We start from the raw sequence: 16,458 nt of genomic DNA, 5'->3' as shown, positions 1-16,458 counted from the left end.
GTATTATATTTAAGTATAAGTCAAAGTCAGTAAAAATATATTTATTAGGAGAGTTTAATTATGAAAGCAATGCTCACAGGTATGAACGGAACAGTTGCCCCCTTCATTTATGAGGAATTAAAAAAACAGAATATTGATGTCATGATTTGGAACCGTGAAGAAGTAGGCATCGATAGTGAGGACGTTGTTTTTAATTTTATCAAAGAGACACAACCTGACTTATTCTTCCATATTGCAACCGGTCCAGTGGAATGGGTAGAGTATATTGCAAAAGCCACGAACGAATTGGATGTAAAACTATTATTCACAAGTACGGTTTCGGTTTTTTCTGAGAAAGGCACAGGTCCGTATGATATTCAAAGTGTTCCAAATTCAGAAGAAGACTATGGCCGTTACAAGATTGCCGCTGAGAATAGTGTGAGAGAACATAATCCGAATGCAGTCATTACCAGATTGGGCTGGCAAATAGGATCCAGAACTGGATCGAATGATATGTTCGACTTTTTAGTAAAAGAACAAGAAAAAAATGGATTCATTGAGGCTAGTTCGAAATGGTATCCTTCTTGTAGTTTCTTGGGAGAAACAGCTAAGACAATTGTTAATGTCGCGCTGGAATATAAACCGGATACCTATCTGGTAAACTCCAATAAAAATTATAGTTTTTATGATATCGTTAACCACCTAAAAGAAATACATCAAACAGATTGGGAAATACATAAAATAACTTCTTTTGTCCGTGACGACCGAATGTATGATGATCGTATTAGAATCAAGGATTTATTTTAATTTAAACACACACACTTAAAACGATTGTATAACTTGTCTTCAATATGTAAGATCTATTCGAAGAAAAATAGCAGTAAGCTTTCGATTCTCTTAACGAAATATATCTTCAAGTTTTTTTGTTCCGCTTTATGGATTTCTACTGATTTTTTTATTTATTTCTACAAAAAACTTATAGGGCAGACAATTCCGCTGTCTATCCTATAGGTTTTTTGTGCTGATTACTAAATAGATTGTTATTCAATGGCTATGTCAAAATGAAACACTTCTTCTCGAATACCAAGAGATTCATATAGCCTTATAGCAGGCGTGTCTTCAGGATTCGCTTGTATAAATACTACCCACGCACCAAATATAACCGCCTCATCTTTCAAAAAAAGAATAATATTTGTTGCTACCTGTTTCCTGCGATAGTCCTCCTCGACAGCTAAGTCGTAGATATATACCTCACCTCGCTCTTGCTCGAATTTTTCCATCACGTACCCCACAAGACCCGCAACCACTTTTTGATTGACTGTCGCAACACAGACAATGATATGCTTCTTAGACAGCAAAGATAATAGATACTCATCCGAAGGCTTTCCACCTAAATAAGTATCCGGTTCGTTGAATGCCTCAGCAAAAAGTTTATTTAAGTCTCTTAATGCCATCAAAGACTCCTTGCCTTCATTCAATCGTATAAATTGAATATCCTGAACTTGACCTTTCGTTTCCATTTCCTCTTCTCTTGACTATCAGCACATTTTTTTTACTCAACTAGTGTGACGTCATTTTTTAACGAGAGGTGATTTCTGTGTATTCTTTAAAATGATCCAAAATAGACTGCCAGCCCTGCTGTTGATGTTCGAAGGAATACATCTTCTCTCCTTCAAAAGTTTCGATTATTTCTGTTTGATCATCTTTTGATATGAATACGATGTTTACTTTTCTACCATCATCCAGTGTATACGAAATTCGTTTAAAGGTTTCTACCTCGTCATAGGTCCCAGAAAAATTAAAGCCATCGCTTTTGTCTTTCGCTTCCATTCTATATAAAAATTTCCCTCCTGCTGTCAAATTATTTTCTACAAAAGTTGTGCACCAGTCATCGGATGCCTGATTCCATTTAGTGATATGTTGCGGCTCCGTCCAATTTCCCCATACTTCTTTTACATTTTCATTTATAGTAGTCTTCACCATTATTTTTCCATTGATTTCTTTATCCACTTTACTCTCTCCTTTCTCCACAAAGATATCGCTAATAAATCCCTCATGATAAGCTTTACTTCATGTGAATTATACTAAATTTATATGAGTTGTTTAGCGATACGTCTTGCTAATTTCCGTCAATTTCCAGTCTTATTCACGCTAAAAAAGTAGGTCCCATCATAAAGACAGACGAAACCTACTTCCCTATTTTATTAACTATTTAAGGAATGAGACTGTTCAATCTCTTCTGTAAAGTTCGCATATTCTTCCTTGAAATAGTCTAATAGTACACGAACGTCATTTGTTGTTTTAGTTTCCATTAACTGACTTCTTAAGTTGCTTGCACCGCGTATACCATGGACATAATTTCAAAGATGAATCGAAGTTAAAATAACGTTTAAGGTAGCAGAATATTTTGACTGATTTGCGAAGAAAAGACAGCTTCTAATTATACTATTAGAGCTGCCTCTTCTTTATTTTTTAGAATCTATCTTTTTTTGTTGTCATATCGAAGGGCCGCTGTTCCCTCTTCACCAGTACTTATTCTGATGGCATTTTCAACTGAATGAATAAAAATCTTTCCATCTCCTGCTTTTCCAGTAGATAACACTTTACGCAAAGTAGAAATGATCTCCTCTACAGGTACTTCACTAACTACAGTCTCAACTCTTAATTTTTCCAGTAAGTTCGGTTCTACTTGAACGCCGCGATAGTATGAGGTCTTTCCTTTTTGTATTCCATAACCATATACTTTCGTTACGGTCATACCGGTTATTCCAATTGAATTCAATTCAGACTTAACATCTTCAAACTTTTCTTTATTCATGATAATTTCCACTTTAGTCATTTTTGACTGTCTATCTAATTTTGAAACAGATGTTTTGGCGACAGTATGTTTATCTTCTTCTTTCTCTGATACAGTAACAGATGCAGATGACCCAGCAAAAGCCAGCTCAGGACTTTCATTTTTAAGTGCCAAGTTTTGTAATAACTCTCTTTTCTCAAATGGAACAGTCACAAAGTCACCATAACTACTTGTCAATCCATGCTCACTGATATCCAGTCCTAAAATTTCTTCTTCTTCAGTAACACGTAACCCTACAGTAACTGAAATGATTTTAAATGTTGCAAACATCGTGAGAGTTACCCATAATGCAACAACAAAGACACCAAATGCCTGTACCCCCAACAATGCGAAACCTCCACCATAGAATAACCCCGCTTCTGTTGAAAAAAGACCCACTAGAATGGTTCCTAATGCTCCTGAAATGCCGTGTACTCCAAAAGCACCGACTGGATCATCTATTTTTAACCGTTGTTCAACAAACTCAATAGCATAAACCATGGCTGTTGATGACAGTATTCCGATTGCCACTGCCCCAAATGGACTAACTACCGCACAGCCGGCTGTGATACCGACCAGACCTGCAAGAGTACCATTCAAAGTAACCGATACGTCGGGTTTGCCGAAACGTACCCACGTTAATGTCATCGCTACCAAAGTACCGGAAACAGCTGCAAGGTTTGTATTCAAAAAAATTGTGCCGATAAGCGATAATGTATCGTCGCCAGTCGCAGATAAGGTTGAAGCCCCATTGAAACCAAACCACGCAAACCATAATATGAATACTCCAAGTGCAGCTAGAGTCAAATTATGTCCGGGTATCGCTCTTGCTTTCCCTTCTTTATCAAATTTCCCTAATCTGGGACCTACGACTATTGCACCGACCAGAGCACTTACTCCCCCTACCATATGCACAGCCACTGAACCGGCAAAATCTACGAAACCCAATTCAGCTAGCCAGCCTCCTCCCCAAATCCAGTGACCTGATATAGGGTAGATGAGACCCGAAATGACTACAGTGTAGATAAGATAAGAACTGAATTTAGTTCGCTCAGCCATTGCCCCGGAAACGATTGTTGCCGCCGTAGCTGCAAATACTGTTTGAAACATGAGGAAAACCGGACCCGGAATAGTTGTATCATAAATACCCTGAACGAAAAAATCAGGACTACCAATAATACCTCCGATACTCGGACCAAACATAATACCAAACCCTATAAACCAATATAATAATGACCCGGTCACAAAATCCATCACATTCTTCATAATAATATTTCCTGAATTCTTTGATTGTGTCAAACCTGTTTCTAATGACGCAAATCCTGCCTGCATAAAAAACACAAGCACTGTTCCTATTAAAACCCAAAGTGTATCGACTGATGACATTTTAAATCCCCCCTTTTTTTAATAAAAACAAATCTTATTTTATATAGATTGGTCTACTTTCAAAATCTTTAAATCATGATTCATTTATATAAATATTCATAGTTATTTGAAATAACCATTTGCATTCCCCCTTTATTGGTATGTTCGTATTTTTTGAAAAAATGATTATTATGTGTTTTTGATAAGAAATCATAAATACAGGTAGACTCTTCTCACAGTTCTTATACAGTTAATACGGACGGTAAGGTTGTTTTACCCATCAGAAATCTGTCAACTTCACAAGCGACTTCCCGTCCTTCATTTATAGCCCATACAATCAAACTTTGCCCTCTTCTTGCATCTCCAGCAGCATACACACAATTTTTACTTGTTTTGAATTTTCCATAGTCTGCTCTGATTAAATCTTCTTCCATATCTATACCAAATGACTTCAACACATTTTTCTCAGGACCATTAAATCCAATAGCAAGCAGGATCAGATCGGCTTCCCATTCCTCTTCTGAATCAGGTATGTCTTCATAAACAAAGATTCGGCGTGCTTTGTCTGGTATTTTTTTTGCTCTTTTAGTGTGAAGCCCTTTTACATGTCCATCGTTTGTTCCGATAAAGTCTAGTGTATGAATTTGGTACTCCCGGATATCTTTACCATATAATTCATTTGCTTCTTCGTGTCCGTATTCTAAGGTAAAGACTTTCGGGTATGCAGGCCATTCATTCAATTCTTCTCTCTTGAAGGGAAACTGCAAACTTCTAGCAAATTGCCGAACAGTTTTTGCTCCTTGTCTTAAAGCTGTTGCTACGCAATCTGCACCAGTATCTCCGCTGCCAATGATTATCACATTTTTTCCTTTTGCATCCAAGTCTGGGCTTCCCGGAAAATCATCCAAAACTTTTTTTGTTGCATTCGTTAAATAATCCATGGCAAAATGGATACCTTTTAACCGTCTACCTGGAAGTGGAAAATCAATTGGTTTCGTAGAACCTGTACAGATAATGACAGAGTCGAACTCATTTTCAATATCCTTTGCAAGGATGTCTACCCCGATCTCTGTATTTAAGACAAAAGAAATACCACTTTTTTCTAGTAAATCAATCCTACGCTGAACGACTGATTTATCTAGTTTCATCGTTGGAATGCCGTATGTCAGCAATCCGCCAGCACGATCACTACGTTCATATATGGTTACACTATGCCCTGCCTGGTTCAACTGATCTGCCGCTGCTAAACCCGCGGGACCCGATCCAATAACAGCTACTTTCTTGCCCGTTCTTTTTACAGGTATGACTGGTTTGATCCAACCATTCTCAAATCCTTTGTCGATAATAGTTCGTTCAATATTCTTTATAGAGACTGCATCACTTGAGATAGCCACTGTACAAGATCCTTCGCAAGGGGCAGGACATACTCTACCAGTGAACTCAGGGAAATTATTTGTTTTTAACAAACGCTCAAGAGCTTCTTTCCATTGTCCTCTATAGACTAAATCATTCCATTCTGGGATCAGATTATATACAGGACACCCCGTAGTTTCACCTTCGATAGACATACCCATAGAGCAGTAGGGAATGGAACAGTCCATACAACGAGCACCTTGCAACTGAACCTGAGCATCCGGTAACCGGTCTTTGTATTCGTCCCAGTCTTTTATTCGGTCCTCTGGGTTTCGCTCTATCATATTTTTACGGTCATATTCCATAAAACCCGTCTTCTTTCCCATATCCTTTTCTCCTTCCCTTATCTATTTCAGAGTATATTCTGTCTTTCATTTAACTGCTGTTCTCTTTTGTTGTTATGAATACTTTCATTTTTGCTTCTTCTTCAGAATAACCTTGTGACACATAGTCGCCTATAAATGTCGTTATTTGTTTATACTCGCGTGGAATCACTATAGTGAATTGTTTCACTGCAGTTCCCCAGTTAGATAGAAGAGTATTGGCGTGGATCGAATCAGTGTGTTTTATATGATTCTCAATCATTTTTTTCAATTCATTTTTGTTTTCTTCTCTTTCTAATGGTTCGATATCGACCAGTTCAAGGTTCACGTGTTCCTTAAACGTTTTGTGGTCCTCGCTCCAGACGTAGGCAATCCCTCCAGACATACCCGCAGCGAAATTTTTTCCAATATCACCAAGAACAGCCACGCGCCCTCCTGTCATGTATTCACAGCCATGATCGCCTATTCCTTCTACAACTAGACTAGCTCCACTGTTCCTTACTGCAAAACGTTCTCCGGCACAGCCATTCAGATACCCTTCACCGGCTGTTGCACCATAAAAAGCAACATTTCCTGCGATAACATTATCCATTGCATTAAAGTCAGCACTAGAGGGTTTTTTCAAAATCACTTTCCCTCCTGACAATCCTTTTCCAACGTAATCATTAGCATCCCCGTCAATATTTATCGTTATTCCTTTAGGAAGAAACGCTCCTACACTTTGTCCTGCTGAACCCGTACAGTTTAAAACAATTGTGTTTTCTGGCAATCCGACTTCTCCATATACTTTAGATACCTCACTTCCGACAATGGTCCCTATTACTCTATTCGTATTTGAGATCTGCAAATCAAGACTCACTGGATCACCTGTTTTAATTGAGTCTTTTACACGAGGTAGAATAGTCTTTATATCAAGCGATTGTTCTATTTTATGGTTCTGTGTGACTTTCTTGATTCGTTCTTTGCCTTTGGGTTGATAGGTTATTTTGGTTAAATCTAGTTGGGAAGCTTTCCAATGGTTTTTTCCTTTTTCACCAATTTCTAGAAGATCGGTCCTTCCTACTAGATCCTCTAGTCTTTTGAACCCTAACTCTGCCAATATCTCTCTTACTTCTTGGGCAATATACATCATAAAGTTGACCACATGTTCCGGGGTCCCCATAAATTTTTTCCTTAGTTCAGGGTTTTGCGTAGCTATCCCGACAGGACACGTATCCAAATGACATACTCGCATCATCACACAACCTAAAGTAACTAAAGGTGCAGTAGCGAACCCGAACTCTTCTGCTCCCATTAAAGCAGCCATCACTACATCGCGGCCGGTCATTAACTTCCCATCCGTTTCAAGAGTGACCCGTCCACGCAATCCGTTCAATAATAATGTTTGATGTGTTTCAGACAACCCTAATTCCCAAGGCAATCCTGCATGCTGTATGCTTGTTCTGGGTGAGGCACCTGTTCCCCCATCGTATCCAGCGATCGATATGACATCAGCATTTCCTTTGGCCACACCGGAGGCAATGGTTCCCACTCCGGCTCTTGCTGTAAGTTTCACACTGATTCTTGCATTTCGGTTAGCATTTTTCAAATCATGGATAAGCTGTGCTAAATCTTCTATTGAATATATATCATGATGCGGTGGTGGCGAAATGAGTCCTACTCCAGTGGTTGAATTTCTTACATTAGCAATCCATGGATACACTTTTTGACCAGGCAACTGGCCCCCTTCTCCAGGCTTGGCTCCTTGAGCCATTTTTATCTGCAGTTCTTCTGCATTTACTAGATAATGACTGTTGACTCCAAAGCGGCCAGAAGCCACTTGTTTTATCGCGCTTCTTCTCCAGTCGCCGTTTTCGTCCGGTTCAAATCTAGAAGGATCTTCCCCGCCTTCGCCAGAATTAGACTTTCCTCCAATACGGTTCATTGCGATCGCTAAAGTTTCGTGAGCTTCAGCGCTAATAGATCCAAAAGACATGGCACCTGTTTTAAATCTTTTTAATATCGTTTCTATTGATTCTACTTCTTCAATCTTTAGGGGCGCTTTATCTGACTTATATTCAAATAAATTACGTATAAAACCCATATGACCTTCATTGATTGCTGCAGAATATTCTTTAAACAAACTATAGTCACCTCTTCTGCACGCCCACTGTAATTTATGCAGGGTCAGAGGATTATACGCATGACGTTCTCCCCCTTTTCTCCACTGCATTTCACTTCCTGAATCCAATGATTTATAAGGTTCTTCTTGATATCCTTGTTCATGACGAAGTTTTGCTTCTAAAGCGATCGTATTCAAATCTATCCCGCTTAATTGTGATGCGGTTCCAGTAAAATGTTCATCGATAACGGTCTGACTTATTCCAACAGCTTCATATATTTGAGCACCCCTATAACTTTGAATGGTAGAGATCCCCATTTTAGACATTACTTTCACAATACCTTCAGTCACTGACTTAATGTATTGTTCGATCGTTTCAGAATAACCAGAGGGAAAATTCTCTTTATCGATTTCATTCCCAATTGTTTCATAAGCTAAATACGGATAAATAGCATCAGCACCATAACCGATCAATGCTGCAAAGTGATGGACCTCCCTAGCTTCTCCACACGATGCAATCAGACTAACTTGTGTTCGAACGCCTTTTCGGACAAGGTATTGATGCAGGCTGCTTATAACCAGCAAAAAGGGAATGGCTATTTCATTTTCAGTCATATGTCTGTCTGTCAGTAGAACCAGTGAAACGCCTGACTTGATCGCTTCTTCCACTTGCTTGTGTAGTTTTCTCAAACTCATATTCATATCTTCTGAAAATAAAACATTGAATTCCCGGGCTTTAAATCTTTCTTTATGCATTTCTTTCAACTCATCATATTGCTGATGACCTAATATAGGCGTCTTTAATTGTATTCTATGACTTTCTGTTTCGGTTGGCTGAAGTATGTTTCCTTCAGGCCCAATCCACGTCAAAGTCGATGTAACCATCTTTTCTCTATAAGCATCTATCGGTGGATTTGTGACTTGTGCGAATAACTGTTTGAAATACAGAAATAGTGACTGCGGACGATTCGACATAACCGCTAAAGGCGTATCAATCCCCATAGCCCCGATAGGGTCTTTCCCGTTCTCAATCATCGGCTTCAAGTATTTTTCAATAAATTCTGTAGTGTAACCAAATGCTTTCTGCCGCTCTATTAAATTAGACAAGGGCCTCCTTTTATTCTCTGCTGAACTATTTTGTAAAGATAGAACATTTTCATTCATCCATTTTTTATAAGGCTCCTGTCTGACAAGCCGGTTTTTAAGTTCATAGTCTGGAATGATTCGTCCCTGCTCCAAATCGATCAGCAACATTTTCCCTGGACTTAACCGTTCTTTAGAAGTAACGTCTTCTTCATTAACATCGATTACACCAGTTTCGGAAGCATATATGATAGTATCATCTTTCATTACGTAGTACCTTGCAGGTCTTAAACCGTTTCTATCTAGTAATGCGGCTATTTGTTTTCCGTTCGTAAAAGTGATCGATGTTGGACCATCCCATGGTTCCATCAAGGTACTATGATAGTGGTAAAAAGAACGTTTTTCTTCACTCATATCCGGATTGTTTTCCCATGGCTCAGGAATAAGCATCATGGCTGAATGCGCTAAAGAACGGCCCGCTAATGTGAAAAATTCCAACGCATTATCCAGTACAGACGAATCACTTCCTGTCTCGTCTAATATCGGAAGAACTTTATCCAGATCATCTCCGAATGCTTCAGAAACAAATTGTTTCTCCCTTGCTTTCATCCAATTAATATTTCCTCTTAAAGTGTTGATTTCTCCGTTATGGATCAAGTAGCGATTAGGGTGTGCCCGTTCCCAGTTTGGCAGTGTATTCGTACTGAAGCGTGAATGAACCAAAGCAAAAGCTGATGTGAAATCTTTATCCTTCAGATCGGGATAAAACCGATCGACTTGACCAGACGTCAGTAATCCCTTATAGACAATCGTTTGACTTGAAAAACTTGGAAAATAGAAGGCTTCTTGATGAGTAGAAGCTATCTTTTCAGCCTGTTTTCTTATAACAAATAATTTTCTCTCAAATGATAATGTATCGCACAAACTATTATGCGCTTCAATAAATATTTGCTTTATGAATGGTGCAGACGCTTGCGCTTTTAATCCGATCTGATTTAAGTTTGTTGGCACTAATCTCCATCCGATAACTCTCTGTCCTTCCGCTTCAACCAGCGTTTCGATTTGTTTCTCCCATTCGTTTTGAGAAGGATCATTTTGATGGAAAAACACCATTCCAACACCATACAGACCCGATTCGGGCAATTGGAAGTGAGAAAGTACTTTTCTGAAAAATGCATCTGGTATTTGTGTCATAATTCCAGAACCGTCCCCCGTATCAGGATCGCTACCTTGACCTCCACGATGATCTAGATGCTTTAATAACTCCATACCTTTTTTTACTATTTCATGACTTTTTTTACCTTTCATATGAGCAAATAATCCGATACCACAGTTATCTCTTTCAAATTGTGGTGAGTACATTCCTCGGCTTTCATGGACGGGATTAAACTTGTTCATATCCTTTTTCTCCTCTCAAAATACATTAGCCACTTATATAAATCGTATTGGACTCTGTTTCAGCTCTAAGTCAGTTATTTATAATGTGTTTTTATTGTAATCGTTTCGAATTATACATACAATATATATATTCAATCATTCTAATCTAATTTCGATATGATTAAGACTATACTACTGGAGGTTTTCACATTGGAAATAAGACAGCTTATGTATTTTATTGAAGTAGCTGAACGCGAACATATGTCGAATGCCGCAGAACATTTGAACGTAGCACAATCCGCTATAAGTAGACAAATAAGCAACCTGGAAGATGAATTGGGAGTTCTGTTATTTGAAAGAGCAGGCAGAAATGTAAAAATTTTACCCGCTGGAGAAATCCTGTTGTCTCACGCAAAAACCATCATTGAGCAACTAGACCAGACAAAGAAACATCTTGCAGAATACACTTCTCCAGATTCAGGAATAATTAATATTGGCTTCCCTACCAGTCTTGCAACAACACTGCTTCCAAATATAATCAATGCATTCAGTAAAGAATATCCAAAAATAAAATTTCATTTACGGCAAGGTTCTTATCTCTTTTTACACGAATCGATTAAATCAAGAAAATTTAATCTTGCCTTTCTGGGACCAGTTATTTTAGATGACCCTTCTATCAAAGGAGATATTCTTTTTGTTGAAAAACTGCTTCTATTAGTACCACGCAGTCACAGATTAGTAGAAAGAGAGCATGTAAGTATGAGAACTCTCCGGAAAGAAGAATTTATATTATTTCCAAAAGGATATATCCTGGAGAAAATGGTAACAGATGCTTGCCATAATGAAGATTTTGAACCGACGATCACTGGTGAAGGAGAAGATTTAGATGCCATAAAAGGAATGGTGGCTGCAGGTATAGGTATTACAGTTCTACCGGAAAGTGCGATTACGGGTCACGAAAACATTTTTTTGAAATGTATTCCTATACAAAACCCTCTCATAGAGAGAAGCGTTGGAATGATCACACCCCAAAATCGTATTCTCACTCCTTCTGAAAAAGCCTTTTATCAATTTGTGCTGGATTATTTTAAGTAAGACGCTGTTCTTTTATAATAAATATTTTGGACAGATCTTTCCGGAATTCTAACTTTACGTCTTAACGCAATCTAAGCCTTCAATTATTTATTAAAAATATGTAAAAAAAAAACACTAAGATTCGTAAGTGAAATCCTCAATGGGGATTTATGCCTACTAACCTTAGTATATTTTTTTAAAATTATTCTTCTATAGATAAAGAACTTCCAATGTCCTCTATTTCTCTTTCATAATTACCTTCAAATTCATCTAGCAACGTTCGCACGTCATCAGTTGTTTTAGTTTCCATTAACTGACTTCTTAAGTTACTTGCCCCGCGGATGCCACGGACATAAATTTTAAAGAAGCGACGCAGCGGTTTGAATGACTGTTGCATTTCTGAAGAAAACTCATATTCATCAAAGAAATCCAAATGTAGTCTCAACAGATCCAACATCTCACTGCTCGTGTGATCTTTCGGCTCTTCTTCAAAGGCAAAGGGATTCGTAAAGACACCTCGCCCGATCATGATTCCATCGACACCATATTTTTCAAACAATTTCATTCCTGTTTCGCGGTCAGGGATGTCTCCATTAATTGTAATCAGCGTATCCGGTGCGACTTCGTCACGCAACTTCATGATATCCGGAATCAGTTCCCAGTGAGCATCATACTTACTCATTTCCTTTTTCGTACGTAAATGGATAGATAAGTTTACAATATCCTGTTTCAATAAATGTGTGATCCAGTCACGCCATTCATCCAGTTTGGTGTAGCCGAGTCTCGTTTTCACGCTTACCGGTAATCCGCCCGCTTTGGCTGCTTCGATTAACTCAGAAGCGACTTCCGGACGACGGATAAGCCCACTGCCTTTTCCTTTTCCCGATACATTCGGTACAGGGCAGCCCATATTGATATCTATCCCTTTGAATCCTTCTTTCGTCAGCCCAACACTCATTTCTCGGAAGTGCTCAGGCTGATCCCCCCAAATATGAGCGACAAGCGGCTGTTCGTCCTCTGTAAAGGTCAAACGCCCGCGTACACTATTGCGCCCTTCAGGATGACAATAACTTACTGTATTTGTAAACTCAGTAAAAAACACATCCGGACGTCCCGCTTCACTTATGACATGACGAAATACAACATTCGTCACATCTTCCATGGGTGCCAGAACGAAAAACGGTTTAGGCAAATCTTTCCAAAAGTTTTCTTTCATGTTTAAATAAATCCTTTCACTATTAAAGTTTCTTTTTAAGTTATAAGAGTTTTCTGATTGATTACGTGCTCTAGTTATTGAAAGTTTCTATTATAAGAAATTTCCATACGTCTAACTTTATCTATTTTAACTGTTATAGCCGTTTTGTCAAATGCAGGATATACAAAGACATTAGTTCATCTGGTTTTCCGATAACTTTAGTAAGGGTTAAACCAAAAATACGCCCAAACACCAATAGCTATTATTAACGCTAGTACAGATATTGTTATAAAAAGTTTATTCTTCGTTTTTACTCCGTAAACTATACCACTAATTGATAATATCAAGATGGAAATAAATAGCGCCATAATATTTACCTCCTATCCCAGTATTTTATTCTTGCGTGATTTTAAATTTTTTTCCGTATCTGTACCCCTTATACAAAGCAGACACAGATTCACCAATAGTAACGATGATGATAACTACTGTTGTTAAAAATATCATCCTTTCAAAGGATATTGGCATGTACTGTTCGAATCTCTGCACGAATTCGCTACTCCAAATATTCATATTGGAGATGACATCGATAAATAGCGCCGCAGATATTACATTTAGCATCGTGATTATGGTAGCTATTTTAAGTGTCCATCTGCCTTTTATAATCTTAATTAATTCCACCAAGATGTTGATAGTGAATATCAGAAAAACAATGAGCTTAAACGGAGTAACTCCTTCTATATTAAAAAGGGGAATAAAACTAAACTCGCTGTCCACTCTATAATAAATACCAATTTTCTCATACAGGAAGAAAAAAAATAGCAATAATAGTGTACTGATAATAATAGCAAAGATAGATTCTCCTCTTGATATTAGAGCCTTTTCATTTCTTAATGCTGCTAATTGAGAAGGCTCCCAAGCACCCTGTTCTTTTTTAGTTTCCACGGATACTTCATTGTATTCCAATAAAGCAAAGATTCCGGTCACCCAAGCCGCTCCTTGTAAGACAGCAGAAAACAAGGTAAATAGATAACCGCCAGTTACTTCAGCGATGCTCTCAGTGGAAAATATTGCTCCCACTCCTGATACCACTGATATCCCGATGATAATAGATATAATAACAATCTTCATGACGAAGAGATATTTGTAGAAGTATTTAGGTCCAATAAGATACCTTTCTTTTCCTCTATAACGATTTGCCAATTCTTTTGGCTCTCCGAGTTCTCGCAATACTTGGTCTATTTTTTCATCTTCGGTGAGAGTATCTTCCTTTCCTTCTATCTTTCCATTGATTAATTCCCTTAGTTCCAGCGCAACTTCTTGTCTTGATTTTTCCGGCATTTCCCTGGTAACTGCATATATATATCTGTCAATCACTATTATCCCTCCTTAGTTTAAGCGATTCACACAATTCTGTTATTTTCCTTGACAGGTGAACTCTTTTCTTATGTATATCACGTTACGCTGAATCTTTATATATTTGACTTATTTATCTAATCTCTTTCTCTTAGTATACTCTTCGATTCATCCTTGTACCAAAGCGAACCCTTGATGGTTCATGCTCGAAAAGTATGACTGTCACTTACTTCTGAAAACGTTCTCTTAAGAGTGTTTGTTGTATGCTTGGGTGATTTAATATAAAATAAAAGTTTGGACATATATAAATTTTATAAAGATTTAAAAGGAGGGACTATCATGTCTCCAAATAGAATTGGTTTTAGCTTTTTACTGATTGGTATTTTTCTTCTTGTCGGAAAAACTTTTCGGTACCGTACTAAATGGCTGCACAACTTATTTCTGCCAAGTTCAATCATTGCCGGCTTCGTCGCGTTAATGTTAGGACCAGATGTTTTGGGAAAATTGACTTCCACCTTGCTGGATGAATCATCCTTATTTCATACTGGATTGATCCCCAATTTTGTGTTAGACGTTTGGCGTCCACTTCCTGGGATGTTCATTAATATTGTCTTTGCCTCACTTTTTATAGGTAAAGCCATTCCTAGCCTGAAGAAGGTCTGGCATACTGCTGGACCACAGATTGTCATGGGTCAAGTTGTATCCTGGGGGCAATACGTAGTCGGCTTACTGTTAACGTTATTTGTATTGACTCCTGTATTCGGGATGAATCCACTTGCCGGGGGACTGATTGAGATTGCTTTTGTCGGTGGACACGGAACTGCCGCCGGCTTGACGAATACATTTACTGATCTTGGATTTCCTGAAGGACTTGATTTGGCTCTCGGACTGGCAACAGTCGGAATATTGAGTGGTGTTCTTGTCGGTATTCTGATCATCAACATTGCTTTTCGCAAAGGGGTAGCCAAACACGTCGGAGGTCGGCCTTACTTTACTGAGGAGGAACGTGAAGCCATTGGCGAAACGCACGGGTACGACTTTGAACCTGACGTAAAGGAAGCAAAAGCAATTGAACCGCTGGCCTTTCATTTTTCTCTCATTGCCCTGGCGATTGTCATCGGCTACATTTTTCAGCAGGGGCTGATTGTTCTTGAAGCCTCAACCTGGGGAGTATGGTCAGACATCTATCTCCTCAGTTATATCCCACTCTTCCCGCTTGCAATGATCGGCGGTATAGTGGTTCAGCTTGTCTCGGAGAAACTGAAAATAGATAACTATATCGATCTTATCTTAATTAGTAAAATAGCCGGATTTGCATTGGACATTTTACTCTTCTCTGCACTGGCGACTATATCATTGGCAGTCATTGGTGATAATATCATCCCGTTCTTTTTGATATCCATCACGGCAGTTATATGGAACGTCTTTGCCTTCCTGGTTATTGGTCCTCGTCTGATACCGGATTATTGGTTTGAAAGAGGTCTGGGGGATTTCGGTCAGGCAACAGGAATGGCTGCGACAGGTATACTCTTAATGAAAATAGCCGATCCTGAGCATCAGACGCCTGCGCTGGAAGGTTATGGATACAAACAGATTTTGTTCGAACCCTTTGTCGGCGGAGGTATCGTTACCGCTGCTTCTCTTCCGTTTATCTATCAATTCGGGCCCGTGGCCTTTCTGATACTATCAATCATTGTGACAATAGCCTTTTTAATCTTTGGCATCGTATATTTTGGCAGAAAAAAAAGTGGTTGACTAACAAGATTCACATACACAAACTATCCCCTGATTATTTTCAGGGGATAGTTTTTTATTATAAAACGCAATAAACGTGTTTATGAGGTGTTCTTATATTTGATATAGTATAAGAACACCTCATGAAATTCACTTGTTATTATTATTGGAATCCATCAGCATACCAACTACCATGCCGAAAAGCATTCCTACTCCTGCTCTTACGGGTATCCCGAAAATCATCCCATTTTGAATTCCATTTGTTAAGGCAGTGAATATCACTCCCAAACCAGTACCTGCTATAAGACCAAAACTTATTCCATAACTAAGATAGTAGTTCATTTCATTCTTCTTTTTATCAGACATAATTTCTAGCCCCCCTATGATCTAATGATATATATTGATCTCATCATACCACTTTATTCTACTGAACAAACAGAGCAATAAGCTAAATACTTTTACACATTATATCCAAAGTTGAATGATGAAATTCTGAACTTACTGGAATTTGGCAGTGACCTAATGTAACTTTATTAAAACTAATTCGGGTTTTTGCAAAGTTAGAGCCTTAAATTATATTAAGTACATTAAGTAAATTATACTGATTTATAAATGGAATTATTTA

12 protein-coding genes are annotated in these 16,458 nt (G+C 38.3%); 3 read left to right on the top strand and 9 right to left on the bottom strand.

The genetic code is table 11. From position 1 onward, the window contains the following. Nucleotides 1-60 precede the first annotated feature (60 nt). Entirely contained in the window at nt 61-786 is a 726-nt protein-coding gene (locus AX762_RS06090; RefSeq protein WP_071848269.1) for a sugar nucleotide-binding protein, read from the top strand. Between the two features lie 233 nt (nt 787-1,019). Here AX762_RS06090 and AX762_RS06085 read toward each other — a convergent pair whose 3' ends face one another. From AX762_RS06085 to gltB, 5 genes are all read right to left on the bottom strand, one after another. Next, a complete protein-coding gene (locus AX762_RS06085) occupies nt 1,020-1,499 on the bottom strand; it encodes an N-acetyltransferase (protein ID WP_083432841.1) in 480 nt (159 codons plus the stop codon). Nucleotides 1,500-1,557: 58 nt separating this feature from the next. Next, nucleotides 1,558-1,989 carry an SRPBCC domain-containing protein gene (locus tag AX762_RS06080; protein WP_256244492.1) on the bottom strand — a complete coding sequence of 144 codons (432 nt, stop codon included), beginning with the start codon at nt 1,987-1,989 and terminating at the stop codon, nt 1,558-1,560. A gap of 469 nt (nt 1,990-2,458) precedes the next feature. Continuing rightward, entirely contained in the window at nt 2,459-4,201 is a 1,743-nt protein-coding gene (locus tag AX762_RS06075; RefSeq protein WP_071848268.1) for an ammonium transporter, read from the bottom strand. A gap of 221 nt (nt 4,202-4,422) precedes the next feature. Beyond that, a complete protein-coding gene (locus AX762_RS06070) occupies nt 4,423-5,919 on the bottom strand; it encodes a glutamate synthase subunit beta (protein ID WP_071848267.1) in 1,497 nt (498 codons plus the stop codon). Between the two features lie 49 nt (nt 5,920-5,968). Next, nucleotides 5,969-10,498: a glutamate synthase large subunit gene (gene gltB, locus AX762_RS06065; RefSeq protein WP_071848266.1), complete on the bottom strand. Its 4,530-nt coding sequence runs from the start codon at nt 10,496-10,498 to the stop codon at nt 5,969-5,971. A gap of 189 nt (nt 10,499-10,687) precedes the next feature. Here gltB and AX762_RS06060 point away from each other — a divergent pair, with 189 nt between their 5' ends. Continuing rightward, entirely contained in the window at nt 10,688-11,572 is an 885-nt protein-coding gene (locus tag AX762_RS06060; RefSeq protein WP_071848265.1) for a LysR family transcriptional regulator, read from the top strand. A gap of 181 nt (nt 11,573-11,753) precedes the next feature. Here the strand turns inward: AX762_RS06060 and AX762_RS06055 are convergent, their stop codons facing one another. The 3 genes from AX762_RS06055 to AX762_RS06050 all read right to left on the bottom strand — a co-directional run bounded on the left by AX762_RS06055 (nt 11,754) and on the right by AX762_RS06050 (nt 14,120). Continuing rightward, a complete protein-coding gene (locus AX762_RS06055; protein ID WP_071848264.1) occupies nt 11,754-12,767 on the bottom strand; it encodes a tRNA-dihydrouridine synthase in 1,014 nt (337 codons plus the stop codon). Nucleotides 12,768-12,964: 197 nt separating this feature from the next. Then, on the bottom strand, nt 12,965-13,114 hold the full coding sequence (locus AX762_RS12760; RefSeq protein ID WP_177244046.1) for a hypothetical protein: 150 nt from the start codon (nt 13,112-13,114) through the stop codon (nt 12,965-12,967). A gap of 25 nt (nt 13,115-13,139) precedes the next feature. Continuing rightward, the gene (locus AX762_RS06050; protein ID WP_071848263.1) at nt 13,140-14,120 is read right to left on the bottom strand and encodes a hypothetical protein; all 981 of its coding nucleotides are present in this window, start codon (nt 14,118-14,120) and stop codon (nt 13,140-13,142) included. A 318-nt stretch (nt 14,121-14,438) separates the two neighbouring features. Between AX762_RS06050 and AX762_RS06045 the strand changes: the two genes are divergently transcribed. Beyond that, on the top strand, nt 14,439-15,854 hold the full coding sequence (locus AX762_RS06045; protein ID WP_071848262.1) for a sodium/glutamate symporter: 1,416 nt from the start codon (nt 14,439-14,441) through the stop codon (nt 15,852-15,854). A gap of 129 nt (nt 15,855-15,983) precedes the next feature. Here the strand turns inward: AX762_RS06045 and AX762_RS06040 are convergent, their stop codons facing one another. Further along, complete coding sequence (locus tag AX762_RS06040) at nt 15,984-16,199, bottom strand: hypothetical protein (RefSeq protein WP_071848261.1); 216 nt, start codon at nt 16,197-16,199, stop codon at nt 15,984-15,986. Between the last annotated feature and the right edge of the window lie 259 nt (nt 16,200-16,458).

It is taken from the genome of Alkalibacterium sp. 20 (assembly GCF_001885615.1).
Lineage (GTDB): Bacteria > Bacillota > Bacilli > Lactobacillales > Carnobacteriaceae_A > Alkalibacterium.
This window is presented reverse-complemented; position numbering and strand designations above follow the sequence as displayed.

Bases quoted from the DNA above. Each gene is read 5' to 3' on its own strand.
- AX762_RS06090 (WP_071848269.1), top strand. From the start codon at position 61: ATGAAAGCAATGCTCACAGGTATGAACGGAACAGTTGCCCCCTTCATT.
- AX762_RS06085 (WP_083432841.1), bottom strand. From the start codon at position 1,499: ATGGAAACGAAAGGTCAAGTTCAGGATATTCAATTTATACGATTGAAT.
- AX762_RS06075 (WP_071848268.1), bottom strand. From the start codon at position 4,201: ATGTCATCAGTCGATACACTTTGGGTTTTAATAGGAACAGTGCTTGTG.
- AX762_RS06070 (WP_071848267.1), bottom strand. From the start codon at position 5,919: ATGGGAAAGAAGACGGGTTTTATGGAATATGACCGTAAAAATATGATA.
- gltB (WP_071848266.1), bottom strand. From the start codon at position 10,498: ATGAACAAGTTTAATCCCGTCCATGAAAGCCGAGGAATGTACTCACCA.
- AX762_RS06055 (WP_071848264.1), bottom strand. From the start codon at position 12,767: ATGAAAGAAAACTTTTGGAAAGATTTGCCTAAACCGTTTTTCGTTCTG.
- AX762_RS12760 (WP_177244046.1), bottom strand. From the start codon at position 13,114: ATGGCGCTATTTATTTCCATCTTGATATTATCAATTAGTGGTATAGTT.
- AX762_RS06045 (WP_071848262.1), top strand. From the start codon at position 14,439: ATGTCTCCAAATAGAATTGGTTTTAGCTTTTTACTGATTGGTATTTTT.
- AX762_RS06040 (WP_071848261.1), bottom strand. From the start codon at position 16,199: ATGTCTGATAAAAAGAAGAATGAAATGAACTACTATCTTAGTTATGGA.